Annotated in this window: 21 protein-coding genes; 16 read left to right on the top strand and 5 right to left on the bottom strand. The window is 61.1% G+C overall.

Annotated features, from left to right (window positions below):
• Positions 1 to 33: 33 nt before the first annotated feature.
• Positions 34 to 1,227: a sensor histidine kinase gene (locus JC616_RS05750; RefSeq protein ID WP_227107165.1), complete on the bottom strand. Its 1,194-nt coding sequence runs from the start codon at positions 1,225 to 1,227 to the stop codon at positions 34 to 36.
• 143 nt (positions 1,228 to 1,370) lie between these two features.
• On the opposite strand from JC616_RS05750, the gene JC616_RS05745 reads away from it, so the two are divergent.
• Genes JC616_RS05745 through JC616_RS05705 form a run of 9 tightly spaced genes read left to right on the top strand, consistent with a single transcriptional unit; the run spans position 1,371 to position 9,757 of the window.
• The gene (locus JC616_RS05745; protein WP_081546080.1) at positions 1,371 to 2,324 is read left to right on the top strand and encodes a chemotaxis protein; all 954 of its coding nucleotides are present in this window, start codon (positions 1,371 to 1,373) and stop codon (positions 2,322 to 2,324) included.
• 39 nt (positions 2,325 to 2,363) lie between these two features.
• Entirely contained in the window at positions 2,364 to 3,302 is a 939-nt protein-coding gene (locus JC616_RS05740; RefSeq protein WP_107798334.1) for a chemotaxis protein, read from the top strand.
• 51 nt (positions 3,303 to 3,353) lie between these two features.
• Positions 3,354 to 3,749 (top strand): chemotaxis response regulator CheY, encoded by a 396-nt coding sequence (gene cheY, locus JC616_RS05735; protein ID WP_048410525.1) that lies wholly within the window; start codon positions 3,354 to 3,356, stop codon positions 3,747 to 3,749.
• A 45-nt stretch (positions 3,750 to 3,794) separates the two neighbouring features.
• Positions 3,795 to 4,553, top strand: coding sequence for a protein phosphatase CheZ (gene cheZ / locus JC616_RS05730; protein WP_107798333.1), 759 nt, complete (start codon positions 3,795 to 3,797; stop codon positions 4,551 to 4,553).
• A gap of 51 nt (positions 4,554 to 4,604) precedes the next feature.
• The gene (locus JC616_RS05725) at positions 4,605 to 6,515 is read left to right on the top strand and encodes a chemotaxis protein CheA (protein ID WP_227107164.1); all 1,911 of its coding nucleotides are present in this window, start codon (positions 4,605 to 4,607) and stop codon (positions 6,513 to 6,515) included.
• Between the two features lie 19 nt (positions 6,516 to 6,534).
• The gene (locus JC616_RS05720) at positions 6,535 to 7,758 is read left to right on the top strand and encodes an EAL and HDOD domain-containing protein (RefSeq protein WP_048415010.1); all 1,224 of its coding nucleotides are present in this window, start codon (positions 6,535 to 6,537) and stop codon (positions 7,756 to 7,758) included.
• Positions 7,759 to 7,803: 45 nt separating this feature from the next.
• The gene (tsaB, locus tag JC616_RS05715) at positions 7,804 to 8,478 is read left to right on the top strand and encodes a tRNA (adenosine(37)-N6)-threonylcarbamoyltransferase complex dimerization subunit type 1 TsaB (protein ID WP_227107163.1); all 675 of its coding nucleotides are present in this window, start codon (positions 7,804 to 7,806) and stop codon (positions 8,476 to 8,478) included.
• Positions 8,475 to 8,918 carry a ribosomal protein S18-alanine N-acetyltransferase gene (gene rimI / locus JC616_RS05710; protein ID WP_227107162.1) on the top strand — a complete coding sequence of 148 codons (444 nt, stop codon included), beginning with the start codon at positions 8,475 to 8,477 and terminating at the stop codon, positions 8,916 to 8,918. The genes tsaB and rimI overlap by 4 nt, the downstream gene beginning before the upstream one ends.
• Positions 8,915 to 9,757: a uracil-DNA glycosylase gene (locus JC616_RS05705; protein WP_227107161.1), complete on the top strand. Its 843-nt coding sequence runs from the start codon at positions 8,915 to 8,917 to the stop codon at positions 9,755 to 9,757. Before rimI ends, JC616_RS05705 begins: the two co-directional genes overlap by 4 nt.
• Positions 9,758 to 9,877: 120 nt before the next feature.
• Here the strand turns inward: JC616_RS05705 and rpmG are convergent, their stop codons facing one another.
• Complete coding sequence (gene rpmG / locus JC616_RS05700; protein WP_017506994.1) at positions 9,878 to 10,033, bottom strand: 50S ribosomal protein L33; 156 nt, start codon at positions 10,031 to 10,033, stop codon at positions 9,878 to 9,880.
• Between the two features lie 36 nt (positions 10,034 to 10,069).
• Positions 10,070 to 10,303, bottom strand: coding sequence for a 50S ribosomal protein L28 (gene rpmB / locus JC616_RS05695; RefSeq protein ID WP_011137003.1), 234 nt, complete (start codon positions 10,301 to 10,303; stop codon positions 10,070 to 10,072).
• Between the two features lie 291 nt (positions 10,304 to 10,594).
• Here rpmB and JC616_RS05690 point away from each other — a divergent pair, with 291 nt between their 5' ends.
• The 5 genes from JC616_RS05690 (at position 10,595) to JC616_RS05670 (ending at position 16,638) form a co-directional block, all read left to right on the top strand.
• Entirely contained in the window at positions 10,595 to 12,241 is a 1,647-nt protein-coding gene (locus JC616_RS05690) for a CTP synthase (protein ID WP_107798328.1), read from the top strand.
• The gene (gene kdsA, locus JC616_RS05685; RefSeq protein WP_107798327.1) at positions 12,238 to 13,089 is read left to right on the top strand and encodes a 3-deoxy-8-phosphooctulonate synthase; all 852 of its coding nucleotides are present in this window, start codon (positions 12,238 to 12,240) and stop codon (positions 13,087 to 13,089) included. Before JC616_RS05690 ends, kdsA begins: the two co-directional genes overlap by 4 nt.
• 82 nt (positions 13,090 to 13,171) lie before the next feature.
• The gene (gene eno / locus JC616_RS05680; RefSeq protein WP_107798326.1) at positions 13,172 to 14,455 is read left to right on the top strand and encodes a phosphopyruvate hydratase; all 1,284 of its coding nucleotides are present in this window, start codon (positions 13,172 to 13,174) and stop codon (positions 14,453 to 14,455) included.
• A 4-nt stretch (positions 14,456 to 14,459) separates the two neighbouring features.
• Positions 14,460 to 14,750, top strand: coding sequence for a cell division protein FtsB (gene ftsB, locus JC616_RS05675; protein ID WP_019103546.1), 291 nt, complete (start codon positions 14,460 to 14,462; stop codon positions 14,748 to 14,750).
• 79 nt (positions 14,751 to 14,829) lie between these two features.
• Positions 14,830 to 16,638, top strand: coding sequence for a GGDEF domain-containing protein (locus JC616_RS05670; RefSeq protein ID WP_227107159.1), 1,809 nt, complete (start codon positions 14,830 to 14,832; stop codon positions 16,636 to 16,638).
• Between the two features lie 175 nt (positions 16,639 to 16,813).
• On the opposite strand, the gene JC616_RS05665 is transcribed toward JC616_RS05670, so the two are convergent.
• Together JC616_RS05665 and JC616_RS05660 are read right to left on the bottom strand one after the other, a co-directional pair.
• Positions 16,814 to 17,113 carry an RnfH family protein gene (locus JC616_RS05665; protein WP_227108549.1) on the bottom strand — a complete coding sequence of 100 codons (300 nt, stop codon included), beginning with the start codon at positions 17,111 to 17,113 and terminating at the stop codon, positions 16,814 to 16,816.
• A 1-nt stretch (position 17,114) separates the two neighbouring features.
• A complete protein-coding gene (locus tag JC616_RS05660; protein WP_107798323.1) occupies positions 17,115 to 17,552 on the bottom strand; it encodes a type II toxin-antitoxin system RatA family toxin in 438 nt (145 codons plus the stop codon).
• Between the two features lie 196 nt (positions 17,553 to 17,748).
• Here JC616_RS05660 and smpB point away from each other — a divergent pair, with 196 nt between their 5' ends.
• Together smpB and JC616_RS05650 are read left to right on the top strand one after the other, a co-directional pair.
• Positions 17,749 to 18,204, top strand: a complete 456-nt coding sequence (smpB, locus tag JC616_RS05655) for an SsrA-binding protein SmpB (RefSeq protein ID WP_081546054.1) — start codon at positions 17,749 to 17,751, stop codon at positions 18,202 to 18,204.
• Positions 18,204 to 18,557, top strand: coding sequence for a hypothetical protein (locus tag JC616_RS05650; protein WP_227107157.1), 354 nt, complete (start codon positions 18,204 to 18,206; stop codon positions 18,555 to 18,557). Before smpB ends, JC616_RS05650 begins: the two co-directional genes overlap by 1 nt.
• Positions 18,558 to 18,598: the final 41 nt, after the last annotated feature.

Raw genomic sequence — 18,598 nt, 5'->3', positions numbered from 1 at the left:
CCTCTGCTTTCTTCTGAATAAACGGCACATCCATCACGATTGCATCATCGGAAGGCTGAGCTCGAAACAGGCCCCGCCCTCCCCCTTGTTGAAACAACGCACTTGCCCGCCCAGTTCGTCCACCACTTTCTTGACGATGGCCAAGCCCAGGCCGGTGCCGCCGGGGCGGGTGGTGAAAAAGGGCTCGAACATCTTCTCCAGCTCCTCCGGGTTGAATCCGGGACCCGAGTCCTCCACCCGAAACAGCAAGGCCGTCTCGCCTTCCTCCACCGATAGCCGCACCACATCGCCGCTTCCTGAAAAGTGCCAGGCATTCTCCAAGAGATTCACCAAGGCCCCCTGCAACGCTTTGCGGTCCACCAAAACCTTTATGGCAGATGACACCACCACATTGCAATCAAAAAGCACGCCTTTTTCATGACATTGTGGTTGCATGACGGCGCGCAAATCCTCCAGCAGACCCTCCAGATCCAAAGGCTCCAACGTCGTCACCTGGCCGCGGACAAAACTCAGCATGTTCTGGATCAAGCTCTCCAGCGCCCGCATCCGGGCCAGGCTCTTGTCGACGAAGCGCGCGCGATCCTCCGCCCGCGGGATATCCTGCTTCAGATTGGCCGTATACAGCATCGCCGTGGCCAGCGGCGTGCGCAGCTGGTGCGCCAATGCCGCCGCCATGCCGCCCATGGACGCCAACTTCTGCTGACGCGCCAATTCTCCGGTCAATTGATGCAAACGCGATACATCGTGAATAAGCACAATCTGTCCTCCGACAGACGGCAGATCCTGGCATTGCATGGTCAACACCAGACCCGGCTCGCCATGCCGATGGCAATAGGTGTCGTCCAGTTCCGAACGCTGCAGCCCCGCCAGCATGTCCCGCCATAAAGCGCCGACAGAACAGCCATTTAGCATCCGGCTGGCGGCCGGATTCACCGCCGTGACCGCGCCTTCGGCCGAGACTTGCACCACGCCCGCGGGCAGCGCCTCCAGCAGCAAACCCAGGCGCTCGGCCAGCATTGCGTTCTCATCGCGCTGTTTGCGCAGCTGATTATTGGCTTCGTCCAGCTGCGCGTTGAGAACTGTCACCTGGCTCTCAAGTTGTCTATACGCATCAATGAGTTGGCCGGACACCGCATTGAATTGCTCGAAAGCGGCTTCCAGTTGCTGCTGATCTTTGAGGCTTGAAACCATATGCCGAATCGCTTGCGAGTTATTTGTAAAAACCACTTAAACAGTATGATAATGAATGGGTATCGCTGAGCCAAGCTGTTATCTGGCATGCAGCTCAGCAAAAAAAACCGGGCAAAACCGATATCTGGCGTATAAAGGGTAGTAGTACGCCACTTCAAAAGAATGCAGCGGAGGTTTCTGTGTCAGAGCTTCTCAAAAAAATCGACGCCAGGACGAAACTGGCCGGCACCAACAAGCTGGAAATCCTGCTGTTCTCGTTGGGCCAGGATCAGCGCACGGGGCGCAAGGAAATCTTCGGGATCAACGTGTTCAAGGTGCGCGAGGTCATGCGCACGCCGGAAATCACTTCCGCGCCTGAAATGCCCTCCTCGGTGGAAGGCATGGTCAGCCTGCGCGGCGCGCTGGTGCCGGTCATCGACCTGGCCAAATACACCGGCGTGGTGACCAGCAACAAGCCGGAAATCATGATCGTCACCGAGTACAACGCCCACACCCAGGGCTTCCTGGTGGAGGCGGTGGACACCATCCTGCGTCTGGACTGGTCCGCGATGCGCGTGCCGCCGGAAATGATCACCAACCGCATGGCCGGGCTGGTGACGGCCGTGACCGAGCTGGACAACGGCACGCTGGTGATGATGATGGACGTGGAAAAAGTGCTGGCGGAAACCACCATCGTCGACGACGGCCACACCTTCCTCGGCATCGAGCCGGTCAAGGAACCGCGCCGGATTTTCTTCGCCGACGACTCCGCCGTGGCGCGCAAGCAGATCGAACGCACGCTGGAAGTGATGAACATCCAGTACACCTCCGCCATCAACGGCATGCGCGGATGGGAAGAATTGCAGAAAATGGCCAATCAGGCCGATCTGGCCGGCAAGAAGCTGTCGGATTCGCTGCACTTGGTGCTGACCGACGTGGAAATGCCGGAAATGGACGGCTATATGCTGACCAAGATGATCAAGAGCGATCCGCGTTTCAACGGCATTCCGGTGTTGATGCACTCCTCCCTTTCCGGTTCCTCGAATCAGAAGCTGGGCGAATCGGTCGGCGTGGATTCCTACGTCGCCAAATTCGAACCGCAGAAGCTGTCGATGAAACTGCGCCAGATGCTGAATCTGGAACCCAAAGACTAAAGATCAAGTAAGCAAAAGCATTAAGGGAGAGGGACAGATATGGCAGCCACAGACGCCTCCTTGCTTGCAACCGTTGACGCCAGGACCAAACTGGCGGGTTCCAACAAAATGGAGATTCTGCTGTTTTCGCTTGGAACGCGGGAAACCTTCGGCATTAACGTTTTCAAAGTGCGCGAGGTGTCGCAGACCCCCGCCATCACCAAAACCCCGAACATGCCGTTTGGCGTGGAAGGCGTGCTGTCGCTACGCGGCAATATCATCCCGGTCATCTCGCTTGGCAAGTTCATCGGCGCCGATCAAACCCGCAGCTACGAAACCATGATCGTCACCGAGTTCAACAAGAGCACCCAGGCCTTCCTGGTCGACTCTGTAGACCGCATCATCCGCGTGGACTGGGACAAGGTGCGCGCGCCGGAAAACATGATGGCGGCGAGCGGCACCAACCAGAACCTGATCACCGCGATCACCGAACTGGAAAACGGCAAGCTGGTATCCATCCTGGACGTGGAGCAGATCCTGGCCAGCGTGGTCGGCGAGCCGCGCCTGCCGGACGTGCCCACCGCCCAGCTGGAAAACGACCAATACCTCTTCTTCGTCGACGACTCGGTCGTCGCCCGCAAGGAAATCACCGGCGTGCTGGAGAAGATGGGCATCAAATTTCAGCAAGCCACCAACGGCCGCGAAGCCTGGGATCGGCTGCAGACCCTGGCCGGCCGCAATTTCGGCGAGGACGAGTGCCTGCACGACCACCTGAAAATCATCCTCGTGGACGCCGAAATGCCGGAAATGGACGGCTATGTGCTGACCAAGCTGATCAAGTCCGATCAGCGTTTCCGCGGCATTCCGGTCGTGATGCACTCCTCGCTGTCCTCCAACGCCAACCGCGCGATGGGCTCCAGCGTGGGCGTGGACGCCTATGTCGCCAAGTTCGACCCTGGCGTGCTGGCCGAAACTTTGATTCCATTCCTGCAGAGGTAGTCGCTACAATATGCGGCTCGATGAATTTCAGATAAATCAGGACACACCTCAATGGCAGACAAGAATATTCGCTTCCTAGTCGTAGACGATTTCTCCACCATGCGGAGAATCGTGCGCAACCTTTTGAAAGAGCTAGGATTCACCAACGTCGACGAAGCCGAAGACGGCATGGTTGCGCTGCATAAGCTGAAAACCCAGCACTTCGACTTCATCGTTTCCGACTGGAACATGCCCAATATGACCGGCATCGAGCTGCTCAAGGCAGTCCGCGCCGACGCCCAGCTCAAGCACTTGCCCTTCATGATGATCACCGCGGAAGCCAAACGGGAAAACATCATCGAAGCGGCCATGGCCGGAGCCAGCGGTTACATCGTGAAACCCTTCACTGCCGCCACCATGGAAGAAAAAATGAACAAGATCTTCCAAAACCTGAATAAACCAGCCTGAGTGCCGAAAAAAAACGGTCTGCGTCAGTATTGAGGAGGATTTATCGTGTCCAATCACATCCTGGAGAGCGGGGACAACCCGGATCTTGAAGCTCTGTTCGACAGCATTGCGACGCAGCAAAGCGAGGCCGCGCCGCCTGAAGCCGCCGCGCCCGAAGCCGTCGCAGCGTCCCAGCCCGCCGGAGCCGCCGGCAGCCCTACCTCGATGTATGAACAAATTGGTCAGTTAACCCGCAAAATGCATGATGCGCTACGCGATCTAGGCTATGACAAATCCCTGGGAAAAATGGCGGACGCGATTCCGGACGCCAAGGACAGGCTGACTTACATCGCCACCCTGACGGAAAATTCGGCCGAACGCGTGCTCAACGCCACGGATCTGGCCAAGCCGTATCAGGACCAGCTGGAAAGCAAGGCGCTGGAGCTGTCCTCGCGCTGGGAACGGCTGTACGCCAATCTGTTGAGCGTGGAAGAGTTCCAACAACTTGCGGCCGACACGCGCGGCTACTTAAATGAAGTGCCGGCCCAGACCCAGGCGACCAGCACCCAGTTGCTGGAAATCGTCATGGCCCAGGACTTTCAGGATCTGACCGGCCAGGTCATCAAGAAGATGATGGGCATGGTCCAACTGCTGGAAAGCGAGCTGGTCAACTTCCTGATCGAATTTTCGCCGGAGGCGAAAAAAGAAGAATTGGGCATGGGCACCAATCTGCTGAATGGCCCGGTCATCAATCCGGAAGGCCGCACCGACGTGGTCAGCAGCCAGCAACAGGTCGACGACCTGCTGGAAAGCCTGGGCTTCTAACGAACAACACGCAGAACAGAGCACGCGAGCAAGGCGTGGCGGGAGTGGAAAATGAGCGAATTCGCCGGCATGGAAGAGCTGCTGCAAGACTTCTTGATGGAGTCTACGGACCTCCTTTCCGATGTAGACAATAAACTGGTCGAACTGGAAAAGCGCCCGGAAGACAAAGCGCTGCTGAACGACATTTTCAGAGGCTTCCACACCATCAAGGGCGGCGCGGGCTTTCTCAATGTCGGCCCGATGATCAATCTATGCCATCGCACCGAAAACCTGTTCGACAAACTCCGCAACGGCCAGCTGCACATCACCGCCGGCATCATGGACGTGATTCTTGACGCCACCGGCATCGTGCGCGATATGTTCGGCACCATGGGCCAGGGCCTGATGCCCAGCGAAGCCGACCCGCGCATCCTGGCGGCCTTGGACGCCGCGCTGGCGGGCGAGGCACTGTCCGAAGAGCCCGCGGCGGCCGAACCGGCCCCAGCGGCAGCTCCCGCTCCGGTTGCAACGCCGGCGCCCGCCGCTGCGGCCGCGCCGCAGCCCGCAAGCAATGGTCAAGGCCCGGACTGGAATCAGCTCTATCAAGCCGTCACCCCCGGCGGCGCGCCCGCCGCCCCTGCGGCGGCGCCCGCGCCCCAAGCGGCAGCGGCGCCTCCGGCCCCGGCCCCGGTTGCCGCTGCGCCTGCGCCCAAACCGGCGGCCAAGCCGGCTCCGAGCAAACCGGCGGCCAGCGCACCCAGCAGCAGCGGCCCTCAGGAAAACACCATCCGCATCGACACCGTGCGTCTCGACATGGTGCTCAACCTGTCCGGCGAAATCGGCCTGACCAAGAACCGTCTAACCACGCTGCGCACGGAAATCCTGCAAGGCAACCGCGACACCAATACCCTGCGCTCGCTGGACGAGGCGATCAGCCAGCTGGACCTGCTGGTCGGCGACCTGCAGAACGCGGTGATGAAAACCCGCATGCAGCCGATCGGCCGCCTGTTCCAGAAATACCCGCGCTTGGCTCGCGACCTCGCCCGCCAATTGGGCAAGGAAGTCGAACTGGTGCTGTCCGGCGAAGAGACCGAGCTGGACAAGACCATGATCGAGGACTTGAACGATCCGCTGGTCCACTTGGTGCGCAACGCCGTCGACCACGGCATCGAACAGCCTGAAGAGCGCATCGCCGCCGGCAAGAAGCCGCAGGCGCTGGTGCAGCTGACCGCCGAACAGGTGGGCGACCACATCCTGATCGAGATCACCGACGACGGCAAAGGCATGAACGCCGACGCGCTGCGTCGCAAGGCCATCGAAAAAGGCCTGATCGACCAGGAAAGCGCCAACACGCTGGATGAGAAGCAATGCCTGCAGCTGATTTTCCTGCCCGGCTTCTCCACCAAGGATCAAATTTCCAGCGTGTCCGGCCGCGGCGTGGGCATGGACGTGGTGCGCACCAATATCCAGAAACTGAACGGCCGCATCGACATCAACTCGGTGCAGGGCGAAGGCACCCGCATCAGCATCTCGCTGCCGCTGACCCTCGCCATCCTGCCGGTGCTGGTGGTGCGCGCCTGCAACCAGCCGTTCGCCGTGCCGCTGGCGATGGTGCGCGAAATCATCACCATCGACCCGAGCGCGATCCAGGAAGTCTCCGGCAAGCCCACCATCGTGGTGCGCGACGAAATCCTGCCGCTGAAAACCCTGGCCGGCCTGCTGGGCTGGGAGCCGACGCAAAAGCCTTACTTCGGCGTGCTGATGCAGTCCGCGGAAAAATCCTTCATCTTGGCGATCGACTCCTTCGTCGGCCGCGACGACGTGGTGATCAAGCCGCTGCAGAACATCCGCCCGAAAGGCGTGGCCGGCGCCACCCTGTCCGGCGACGGTTCCGTCGTGCTGGTGCTGGACATGGAAGACCTGCTCACCTCCAGCGAGGCCAGCAACACCGTCACCCGATCCGCGGACCTGATCGCCACCTGAGCAAAGGCATACCGGGACAATGACCTCGACAAGCGCCTTCATAGGCAGGCAGGCCGTTCTCAACCGCAACCAGCAGCTCATTGGCTATGAGCTGCTTTTTCGTCCCAGCGGCGAGGCCTCCGGCGTCGGCAAGCATACCGAACTGCAAGCCGATACCCAGGTGCTGGTCAACACGCTCAACAATATGGGCACCAGCTGGCTGATCGGCAGCAAGCTGGCCTTCATCAATATCGGCGAAGCCATGCTCAGCAGCGAGTTCCTTGAACTGCTGCCGCCGCGCCGCGTCATTCTCGACATCTCGCCCCGCATCGTACCCTCCAACGAACTGCTGTCGCGCGCGCGGCACCTGCGTTCGCTGGGCTTCGGCATTTCTCTGGACGACTTCAGCTTCGAATCGCCGGCGGCGGCCTTTCTGGAGCTGGCCAACTACGTCAAGCTGGACATCCAGCATCAGGACACCAACCGCTTCCAGATGCTGGCGTCGCGGCTGCGCAGCTATCCGGTGATCCGCATCGCCGAACGCGTGGAAACCCACGCTCAGTTCCATCTGTGCAAAGAGCTGGGCATGGACGGCTTCCAGGGCTTTTACTTCGCCCAGCCGGAAACCCTGTCCGCCAAGGTCATCCACCCCTCCTTCCGCAACACCCTGGAGCTCTTGAACCTGCTGCGCCTGGACGCCGACATCCGCGACGTCGAGCAGGTGCTCAAACGCGACCTGGCCTTGTCCTACAAGCTGCTGCGCTACGTCAACTCCGCCGCGGCCGGCCTGAACACCAGCATCAGTTCCTTCTCCCACGCCGTCACCGTGCTGGGCTATCAAAAGCTCTACCGCTGGCTGACCCTGCTGCTGGTCACCGCCTCCGACGAAGGGCACGCGCCGCCGGCGCTGCAAAAAACCGCGGTCACCCGCGGCCGCTTCATGGAACTGCTGGGCAAGGCTCACGGCGAGCGCCACGACACCTGCGACAATCTGTTCATCATCGGCATGTTCAGCCTGCTGGACGTGCTGTTCGACATGCCGATGGCCAACATCATCGAGCATCTGCAGCTGCCCGAAGCCATCACCGAGGCCCTGCTGCACGAGAAAGGCACGATGAGCCGCTTCCTCAAGCTGGTCAAAGCCTGCGAAGACGGACAACTGACCGGCGTGCCGGAACTCTGCGCCCAACTGAACCTCAGCAGCGAGCAGTTCAACCAGGCTCATGTCTCCGCGCTCGCCTGGGTGGAAGAACTCGGCTTATAATTCGCAGTCTTGCAGCACGCTCTTAGCTTGAGACCGAATTCCCCGATGAAATTGCTTGCCATTGATTGCTCCACCTCGTTTCTATCCCTAGCCGTTGACAACGGTTCGCGCATTTTCTCCTTCCACGAGAAAGTCGAGCAGAAGCACGCCGAACGCGCGCTGCCGGAACTGGCTCGCCTGCTGGAACAGGCGGAACTGCGTCTGGAGCAACTCGACGCCATCGCCTTCGGCCAGGGCCCCGGCTCCTTCACCGGCTTGCGCATCGCTTGCGGTCTGGCCCAGGGCCTGGCCTTCTCCGCCGGCATTCCGGTCATCGCCATATCCACGCTGGACAATATCGCGCAGCAAGCCGGCGCCGGCACCGTGCTGGTCTGTCTCGACGCCAGAATGCAGCAGGTCTACAGCGCCGGCTACCGCGTCGCCGACAACGGCGAACCGGAACGCCTCGGCCCGATCAGCGTCGGCGCGCCGGAAGCCGTCCAATGGCCGGAACGCGCCGTCATCGGCGCCGGCGACGGCTTCGAACGCTACCCCGTCCTGCAAGAAAGCGCCGGCGACGCCGTTGTGCGCGCGGATCTGCAACCCAACGCCCTCGCCTACTTCCCGCTGGCGCGCAGCGGCCGCTATCCGAAAACCCATCCGCGCGAAGCGGAGCTGCTGTATGTGCGCAATAAAGTCGCCCTGACCGCGCAGGAACAGCAGCAGGCGCGCCAAAAATGAGCTCCGTCTATCGCGCCTTCCTGCCCGACGACGCCGCTCAACTCGCCGAGCTGGAGAGCCGTGCCTGCGCTCACGGCTGGTCCGCAGCTCAATACCAAGACTCCGTGCGCTGCGGCCACCAATTCCACGGCCTGTTCGCCGCCGGGCGCCTGCAAGGCTTCGCCGTCACCCAGAGCGTGCTGGACGAGGCGGAACTGCTCAATATCGTGATGGATCCGCAATGGCAGGGCCAGGGCTTGGGCAAGCGGCTGCTGCGGGAACTGATCGCCGCTCTGGCTGCCGCCGGCGCGCGACGCCTGTTTCTGGAAGTGCGGGCCGGCAACGCCGTCGCCCGCGCCCTGTACTCAAGCCAGGGCTTTATTGAAAACGGCCGACGCAAGAACTACTACCCCTGTGCCGACGGCCGCGAAGACGCCATCCTGATGGAGACCGATCTATGAGCCGCGCCGCGCTGATTCAAAGCGTCATCGGACTGGGCCCCGCCTGGGAAGCGCGCCCCGGCTGGTTCGAACAACACCCGGCGGCGCTGAGCCGCCAAGCGGAAGCGCCGGCCGACGTCGACTTGGCGCCCGTGGAGCCCCCGGCTCCGCCGCGGACGGACATTGTCTCGCAGCCCGAACCGACGACGCTCGTCGCCGCGCCGCCCTCCGCCAAGCTCCCTCCGCTCTCCACCGAGCCCCCTCCGATCGCCTCCCCCGCGCCCGAAGCCCTGCCTCTGCTGGAATGGGACGCGCTGGAACGCGCGGTGCGCGACTGCCGCGACTGCCGGCTGTGCCAAACCCGCACCCAAACCGTTTTCGGCCGCGGCAACAAACAGGCGCGCTGGCTATTGATCGGCGAAGCGCCGGGCGAGCAGGAGGACAGACAGGGCCAGCCTTTCGTCGGTCGAGCCGGCCAGCTGCTGGACAATATGCTGACCGCCACCGGACTGGATCGCGACCGCGACGTGTATATCGCCAACGTGCTCAAATGCCGTCCGCCCGGCAACCGCAACCCCGGCGGCGACGAAATCGCCGCCTGCCAGAGCTATCTGATCCAGCAGATCCGCCATATCCAGCCCACGCTGATCCTGGCGCTCGGCCGCTTCGCCGCCCAGACCCTGCTGCAAACGGAAAAGGGCATCGGCCAATTGCGCGGCAAACTGCACAGCTATCAGGACATTCCCCTGATCGTCAGCTACCACCCGGCCTACCTGCTGCGCAACCAGCCGGACAAACTCAAGGCCTGGCAAGATCTGGTGTTCGCCAAAAAAACCTTTGGCCGTCTCAGCGCCGATTAAACGCAAAAACCCCGCCAAGCATGCTTGGCGGGGTTTTTTAGTGCCGAACCATAAAGAAAAAAACCCTTCTCCGTGCACCAGAGAAGGGCTCTTTGCTTTCGCGTTCCCGCGGAAACCGGCTTATTTCAGCTTGGTTTCTTTGTACAGAACGTGTTTGCGAGCAACGGGATCAAATTTTTTGATCTCCATTTTTTCCGGCATCGTACGCTTGTTCTTCGTAGTCGTGTAGAAGTGGCCGGTGCCAGCAGTGGACTCAAGCTTGATTTTATCGCGCATGTGTTATTACCTCAGTAGCTTTCTGGTTGACCGCAATCAGATCTCGCCGCGAGCGCGCAGATCAGCCAGCACTACATCGATGCCAACTTTGTCGATGGTACGCAGTGCCGCGTTGGATACGCGCAGACGCACCCAGCGGTTTTCGCTCTCAACCCAGAACTTGCGATATTGCAGGTTAGGCAGAAAACGACGTTTAGTCTTATTGTTGGCGTGGGAAACATTGTTCCCGGTCATCGGACGCTTGCCGGTGACTTTGCAAACACGCGCCATGTTGAACACTCCCAAAACCGGTAAAAGCTGGCTTTATATCATAGACAAAGCCAGACACTCAAGCAGAAAACGCACCCTTTTGCAGCATGGGCGCGATCGTGTATGAAACAGTCGGCGGCAATTGTACCGTATTCGCCACAGAGATGCGAGCACTTCTTTGCCAAGCGGCGAAACGCGTCTGGCCGGCCGCGCTCGGGGACGGCGGCGCGACTTGCAACAACATGGTTCGAAGCGATTCAAATCGCAACGATTTCAGGGTAGAATCCCGGATTCCCATAGAGCCGTAATCTCATGACCAAGTACATCTTCGTAACCGGCGGTGTGGTGTCCTCCCTGGGTAAGGGCATTGCCGCTGCGTCCATCGCCGCCATCCTCGAGTCTCGCGGGCTGAAAGTCACCATGCTGAAGCTCGATCCCTACATCAACGTTGATCCGGGCACCATGAGCCCGTTCCAGCACGGCGAGGTGTTCGTCACCGAAGACGGCGCGGAAACTGACCTCGATCTGGGCCACTACGAGCGCTTCATCCACGCGAAGATGAAGAAAAGCAACAACTTCACCACCGGCCAGGTGTACGAGTCCGTGATCACCAAGGAGCGCCGCGGCGACTACCTGGGCGGCACCGTGCAAGTGATCCCGCACATCACCGACGAAATCAAGCTGAAGATGCATGAAGGCGCGGCCGACGCCGACGTCGCCATCGTCGAGATCGGCGGCACCGTGGGCGACATCGAATCGCTGCCCTTCCTGGAAGCCATCCGCCAGATGCGCTCCAACCTGGGCCGCAAGAACACCCTGTACGTACACCTGTCCTACGTGCCCTACATCGCCACCGCCGGCGAGATCAAGACCAAGCCGACCCAGCACTCGGTGAAAGAACTGCGCGAGATCGGCATTCAGCCGGACGTGCTGCTGTGCCGGATGGACCGCGAACTGCCGGAAGACGAAAAGCGCAAGATCGCGCTGTTCTGCAATGTGGAAGAAAACGCCGTCATCGGCTGTTACGACTCCGACTCCATCTACAAAGTGCCGGCCATGCTCCACAACCAGGGCATCGACGACATCATCGCCGAGCAACTGCAACTGGACCTGCCCAAGGCGGATCTGTCGGTGTGGGGCCGCATCATCGACGCGATCGAGCACCCGGACCACAGCATCAACATCGCCATGGTCGGCAAATACGTCGATCTGACCGAGTCCTACAAGTCGCTGACCGAAGCGCTGAAACACGCCGGCATCCATACCCGCACCAACGTCAACATCATCTACGTGGACTCCGAGGAAATCGAGCGCGACGGCGCCGACTCCCTGAAGGACATGGACGCCATCCTGGTGCCGGGCGGCTTCGGCAAGCGCGGCGTGGAAGGCAAGATCAAGGCGGTCAAGTTCGCTCGCGAGAACGACATCCCCTATATGGGCATCTGCCTGGGCATGCAGATCGCGCTGATCGAATACGCTCGCGACGTGGCCGGCATGGCCGGCGCCAACTCCACCGAATTCGACCTCGACACCAACTTCCCGGTGGTAGCCTTGATCGACGAGTGGGTCAACCACGACGGCAAGGTGGAAAAGCGCGACGAAAACTCCAATCTGGGCGGCACCATGCGCCTGGGCGGCCAGCAGTGCGATCTGGAGCCGGGCTCTCTGGCGGCGAAAATCTACGGCGCCGGCGAGATCGTAGAGCGTCATCGCCACCGCTACGAAGTCAACAACTACTACATTCCGCGCCTGGAACAGGCCGGCCTGGCCATCAGCGGCCGCTCCGCCGGTCATGAGAAGCTGGTCGAAACCATAGAGCTGGCCAATCACCGCTGGTTCTTCGCCTGCCAGTTCCACCCGGAATTCACCTCGACTCCGCGCGACGGCCATCCGCTGTTCATCTCCTACGTGAAAGCGGCGCTGCAATACCAAGCGGACAAGCAAGGACCCAAGGCATGAAACTGTGCGGATTCGAAGTCGGCCTCAACCAGCCGCTGTTCCTGATCGCAGGCCCCTGCGTGATCGAGAGCGAACAGATGGCGCTGGACACCGCCGGCCAGCTCAAGGAGATCACCGCCGAGCTGGGCATCAACTTCATCTACAAATCGAGCTACGACAAGGCCAACCGCTCCTCCGGTTCCTCCTTCCGCGGCTTCGGCATCGATGAAGGCCTGCGCATCCTCTCGGAAGTGAAACGCCAGATCGGCGTGCCGGTGCTGACCGACGTGCACAGCGAGAACGAAATCGTGCAAGTGGCCAGCGTGGTCGACGTGCTGCAAACGCCGGCCTTCCTGTGCCGCCAGACCGACTTCATCCGCGCCGTCGCCCAATGCGGCAAGCCGGTGAACATCAAGAAGGGCCAGTTCCTGGCCCCGGGCGACATGAAGAACGTCATCGACAAGGCCCGCGCCGCCGCGCAGGAAGCCAACCTCGAGCCGGACAGCTTCATGGCCTGCGAACGCGGCGTCTCCTTCGGCTACAACAACCTTGTGTCCGACATGCGTTCGCTGATGATCATGCGCGACACCCAGTGCCCGGTGGTCTACGACGCCACTCACTCGGTGCAGCTGCCCGGCGGCCAAGGCACCTCCTCCGGCGGCCAGCGCGAATTCGTGCCGGTGCTGGCGCGCGCCGCGGTGGCCTCCGGCATCGCCGGCATCTTCATGGAAACCCATCCGAACCCGGCCTGCGCAATGTCAGACGGCCCCAACGCCTGGCCTTTGCCGCGCATGAAGGAACTGCTGACCACGCTCAAGGCGCTGGACGACTTGGTCAAGCACAATCCCTGGCCGGAACACACCCTGTAAACCGGCAGGCGCAGATCGCAACCGGCTCCGGCCGGTTGCTTGCCCTCCGCCCGAACACAACCAGCCTTTGAAGGAAATGTAAATGAGTTCGATCATCGATGTGGTAGCTCGTGAGATTCTGGATTCGCGCGGCAATCCGACCGTGGAAGCAGACGTATTGCTGGAGTCCGGCGTCATGGGCCGCGCCGCGGTGCCCAGCGGCGCCTCCACCGGCGAAAAAGAAGCGCTGGAACTGCGCGACGGCGATAAAAGCCGCTATCTGGGCAAGGGCGTGTTGAAGGCGGTGGAAAACATCAACACCGAAATCTGCGAAGCCATCATCGGCCTCGACGCCAGCGACCAGGCCTTCATCGACAAGACCCTGATCGAGCTGGACGGCACCGAAACCAAATCCCGCCTCGGCGCCAACGCGCTCTTGGCCGTGTCCATGGCCGTGGCCCGCGCCGCCGCCGAAGACGCCGGCCTGCCGCTGTACCGCTACCTGGGCGGCGCCGGCCCGATGGCCCTGCCGGTGCCGATGATGAACGTGATCAACGGCGGCGCGCACGCCAACAACACCCTGGACATCCAGGAGTTCATGATCATGCCGGTGGGCGCGCAAACCTTCCGCGAAGCGCTGCGCTGCGGCGCGGAAATCTTCCACAGCCTGAAGAAGATCTGCGACCAGAAAGGCTACGCCACCACCGTGGGCGACGAAGGCGGCTTCGCGCCCAATCTGAACAGCCACGAAGACGCGATCAAGCTGATTCTGGAAGCCATCGACGCCGCCGGCTACGTGGCCGGCCAGGACGTGATGCTGGCGCTGGACTGCGCCTCCTCCGAGTTCTACAAGGACGGCAAATACCATCTGACCGCCGAAGGCCTGCAGCTCACTTCCGAACAGTTCACCGACTATCTGGAAACCCTGGTCAACCACTACCCCATCCTCTCCATCGAGGACGGCATGAGCGAGCACGACTGGGACGGCTGGAAACTGCTGACCGAACGCCTGGGCGCCCGCGTGCAGATCGTCGGCGACGATCTGTTCGTCACCAACCCCAAGATCCTGGCCAAGGGCATCGAAGGCGGCCTCGCCAACTCGCTGCTGGTCAAGGTCAATCAGATCGGCACGCTGTCGGAAACGCTGAAAGCGGTTGATCTCGCCAAGCGTTCCCGCTATACCAGCGTTATGAGTCATCGCTCCGGCGAAACCGAAGACAGCACCATCGCGGATCTGGCCGTTGCCACCAACTGCATGCAGATCAAGACCGGCTCGCTGTCCCGCTCCGACCGCATGGCTAAATACAATCAGTTGCTGCGCATCGAAGAAGAGCTGGGCGACGCTGCCTACTATCCGGGCAAAGCTGCCTTTTACCACCTGAAGTAATCGTATGCGCTGGCTGACCCTGACTCTGGTGACAGTAATACTGGCCCTGCAATGGCCGTTGTGGTTTGGCAAAGGTAGCTGGCTCAGAGTCTGGCAGCTGGACAAGCAACTACAGGAACAGCGGGCGACCACCCAAAAGCTGGTGGCCCGCAACGCCGCGCTGGACGCGGAAGTGCGAGATTTGAAACAGGGGACGGACGCCATTGAGGAGAGAGCCCGCAATGAACTTGGCATGATTCGGAATGGTGAAGTATTTTTCCAATTGCTGGATCCGGTGAAGCCAACGCCTCGCTAAATATCCGCCCGGACCGCACTGTAGAGCTGAACAGACAACAAGAATGACGTCCGGTCTAAAAAAGTCCAAGGTTTGGGCAATGACAACACAAAACCCCATCGAAGTCGCACGAGAAACGCTCAAACAGCTGACGGTGCGCAAGCTGTTGCCGACACCGGAAAACTTTGAGCGGGTTTATCACGAGCTGACGCAAACGCCGGTCGACCGCGACAACAAGCTTGCGGTGCTGTTGCTGCGCGCATTGGAAACGCTGCCTCAAGAAAGCGTGCAGGCCAAAGTCACGCTCACCCGCCTGAAACAAGTCTGCGACGAAAACCGCTGGGAACAAGCCCCGCAACTGATCATAGACTTTCTGCGCGCCTCGCTCAGCGCCAGCCAACAGCAGCACAGCTGGGGCACGCTGATCCAGAACCTGATCCGCAATTGGGACCTGCGCCTGCCCAATATGCCTCAGCACCACAAGCAATCCACGCTGGAACGGGTGCTGATCAATTACGGCAACCAGCCCGACGAATTGAACCAGAAGCTGGCCACGCTGATCCAGAATTGGACCCAGTCCGCGCCGTCGTCCAACGGCAACGGCGCCGCCCTCCCCGATGCCTCCGCTCCCGCAAACAGCCCCGACGACGACGACGCCGACGTCCCCAGCGACAGCTGGCTGGCCTGGCAGCGCACGCTGAGCTTCGCGCTCAAGCACGGCCTGGAGCCGCGGCTGATCAACTATCCGGAATTGGTGGACGCGCTGGAAGCGCTGCTGGGCGAACTGAATCAAGTGGCCGACGACGCCGCGCTCAACGCCTACATGCCCAAGCTGCGGGCGTTCATGATCAAGCTGGAACTGCAATCGCAGCAGGACGACCGCCTGGTGTCGGCGATGACCAATCTGCTGCGCCTGCTGCTGGAAAACATCGCCGAGCTCAATCACTCGGACACCTATCTGGTGGGCCAGGTGCACTCGCTGCAGGACATCCTCAGCCACGAGCCGCTGTCCATGCAGCAGGTCTATCAGATGGAGTCCAGCCTCAAGGACGTGATCCGCAAGCAAGGCCAATTGAAAACCTCGCTGGACGAGGCGGCCAGCTCGCTGCGCTCCTTGCTGGACCGCTTCATCTCGCGTCTGGCGATGATGACGGACAGCACCGACGACTTCCAGAACAAGATCAAGGACCACAGCACCCGCATCAAACAGTCGCAGAACGTAGAGGAACTGGGCAGCATCATCGGCTCCCTGATGGAAGACACCTCGCTGATGCAACTGGACCTGACCCGCTCCCGCGACGAACTGCTGTCCGCCAAGGAACAGGTGGAAGCCGCCGAACAAAGAATCGCCGAACTGGAAGGCGCGCTGGAGGCCGCCAGCGCCAAGGTGCGCGAAGACCAGTTGACCGGTGCCTTCAACCGCCGCGGCCTGGCCGAACATTTCCAGCGCGAAATCAGTCGCGCCGAGCGCACCGGCGCGCCGCTGTCCGTCGCCCTGCTCGACGTGGACAACTTCAAGCAGCTGAACGATAAATACGGCCACCTGGCCGGCGACGACGCGCTGAAATACCTGGTGGACACCATCAAGCACAGCCTGCGTCCGGCCGACATCGTCGCCCGCTTCGGCGGCGAGGAGTTCGTGATCCTGATGCCGGACACGCCGGAAGACGAGGCCGTCTCCACCGTGCAGCGGCTGCAGCGCGAACTGACCAAAACCTTCTTCCTGGCCAACAACGACCGCCTGCTGATCACCTTCAGCGCCGGCGTGGCCAAATGGCATTTGGGCGAGCAAGAGGCCGACGTGCTGGAGCGCGCCGACCAAGCCATGTACCAAGCCAAGCTCAACGGCAAGAACCGCGTGCACTCGGCGGAGGAGCAGCCGCCGTCGCTGATGGCGCCGCAGCTATAAACCGCGTTGAGAACGTGTTTACGATCTCGCGAGCTAAGGCGAGACAAGGCGAAAACCGCTGAGAAAGCGGAGTGTACACACGATACATGAGCATTTCGACGTTGTACTCGCCGTGCCACGCCTCACGACGCGTAGCAAATCGTAAACAGGTTCTTAGACATCCTCTCGGCGGCGGCTAGTGCCCGCCGCCTTTTTTCATCTGTTTCCCCGCTTCGGCGCGTTGTCGCCTCACCATCTTGGGGTCCGCGATCAAGGGCCGGTAAATCTCCACCCTATCGTGCTCGCGCAACGGCGCGTCGTCCTTGACCGCCTTGCCGAAGACGCCCAGCTTCAGACTCTCCGTCTCCAGTTGCGGGAAGCGCGCCAGCAAGCCCGACAACTCCGCCGCCTGGCGCGCGGTCGTTCCCGCCGCCACCTGCAAGACCACCAGCTCCTGACGCTCGGGCAAGGCCAACACCACTTCCACCTGCATCAGCTCAGTCATCGCCGTACACCTTGTCGGCTTCCTTGATGAAGGCGTCCACCAGGGTGCCGGAAATATGGCCGAACACCGGCCCGATGATCATCTCCAGAATCTTGCTGGAAAACTGGTAGCTGAGACGGAACTCCACTTTGCAGCCAATCTCGCCCAAGGGCTTGAAGTGCCAGCGCCCTTCCAAATGCTCGAACGGCCCGTCCACCAGTTCCATCAGGATGGCCTCGTCCGCTTGATTGGTGTTGCGGGTGGTGAAGTGCTGCTTCACCTTCAGGTAATCGATGTGCAGGCTGGCCACCACCTGATCGCCCTCGCGCGACAACACCTCGGCCTTGCCGCACCAGGGCAGGAACCGGCTGTAATGCTCGATATCGTCCACCAGCGCAAACATCTGCGCCGGCGTATGCGCCACCAACACGCTTTTTTCAACCACCTGCATCCATTGCTCGCTTATCGTCACCGCTGTCCCGTCTTTGCCACGGGAATCGTCAGCATCGGTAAAAACCTCAAGTTTAACAAAATCCGGCGCGCCCCACCCTGCCTCCCGTCAAAGCGCTGTATTTTCATGGCTTTGGCAAGCCGCCGGCTTCTGGTACAATGGAGGATTCATTCCACAGATTACTCCGATAGCCGACATGAGCATCATCCAGAACCGCAAGGCCTTCCACGACTACTTCATCGAGGAAAAGCTCGAAGCCGGGCTCGTGCTGGAAGGTTGGGAAGTCAAGGCCATCCGCGCCGGCCGCGTCCAGTTGAAGGAAAGCTACGTGGACTGGAAAAACGGCGCCTTCTGGCTGATCGGCTGCCACATCACGCCGCTGCAATCCGCTTCCACCCACGTCAAGGCCGACCCGGTGCGCCCGCGCAAACTGCTGCTGTCGCAAGAGCAGATCAACCGCTTCATCGGCAAGGTGGAACGCGCCGGCTACACCATGATGGCGCTGGACCTGCACTACACCCGCGGCAACATCAAGGTCGAAGTGGGGCTGGCCAAGGGCAAGAAGCTGCACGACAAGCGCGACACCGAAAAAGACCGCGAATGGCAGCGCGAAAAACAGCGCTTCATGAAAAACCAGCGTGGAGCCGCCTGATGAACCGCAGCGCAGCCTTGCCCATCGTGCTCATTTGCCTGGGATCGGTCTGGTTCCTGAAAAGCACCTCGCTGCTGCCCAACACCGCCACCTTGCTCTCTCTGTTGCTGGCCGCCGCGGGCGTTTTGCTCTTCGTCGTGGACGGCTTCAACAAATCCACCCTGGTCACCAGCCCGCTGCTGATCTACGCCGGCGGCGCCATCTACCTCTACGACGCGGTAGGCCTGCGCCCCAGCCATCTGCTGTCCTTCGGCATGATCCTCACCGGACTGCTGATGCTGCTGGCCCGCAGCGAACACGTGCCGGAGCGCAGCCGCAGATTCCGGCTGCCGTCTCGGGACGGCGAACAATGAAAGCAGGCCCGCGCCGCCACGCGCCCAGCCGCCTGCGACAC

The organism is Chromobacterium rhizoryzae, assembly GCF_020544465.1.
Lineage (GTDB): Bacteria > Pseudomonadota > Gammaproteobacteria > Burkholderiales > Chromobacteriaceae > Chromobacterium.
Note: the sequence above shows the minus strand (reverse complement) of the source record. Positions and strands in the feature narration are given on the sequence as shown.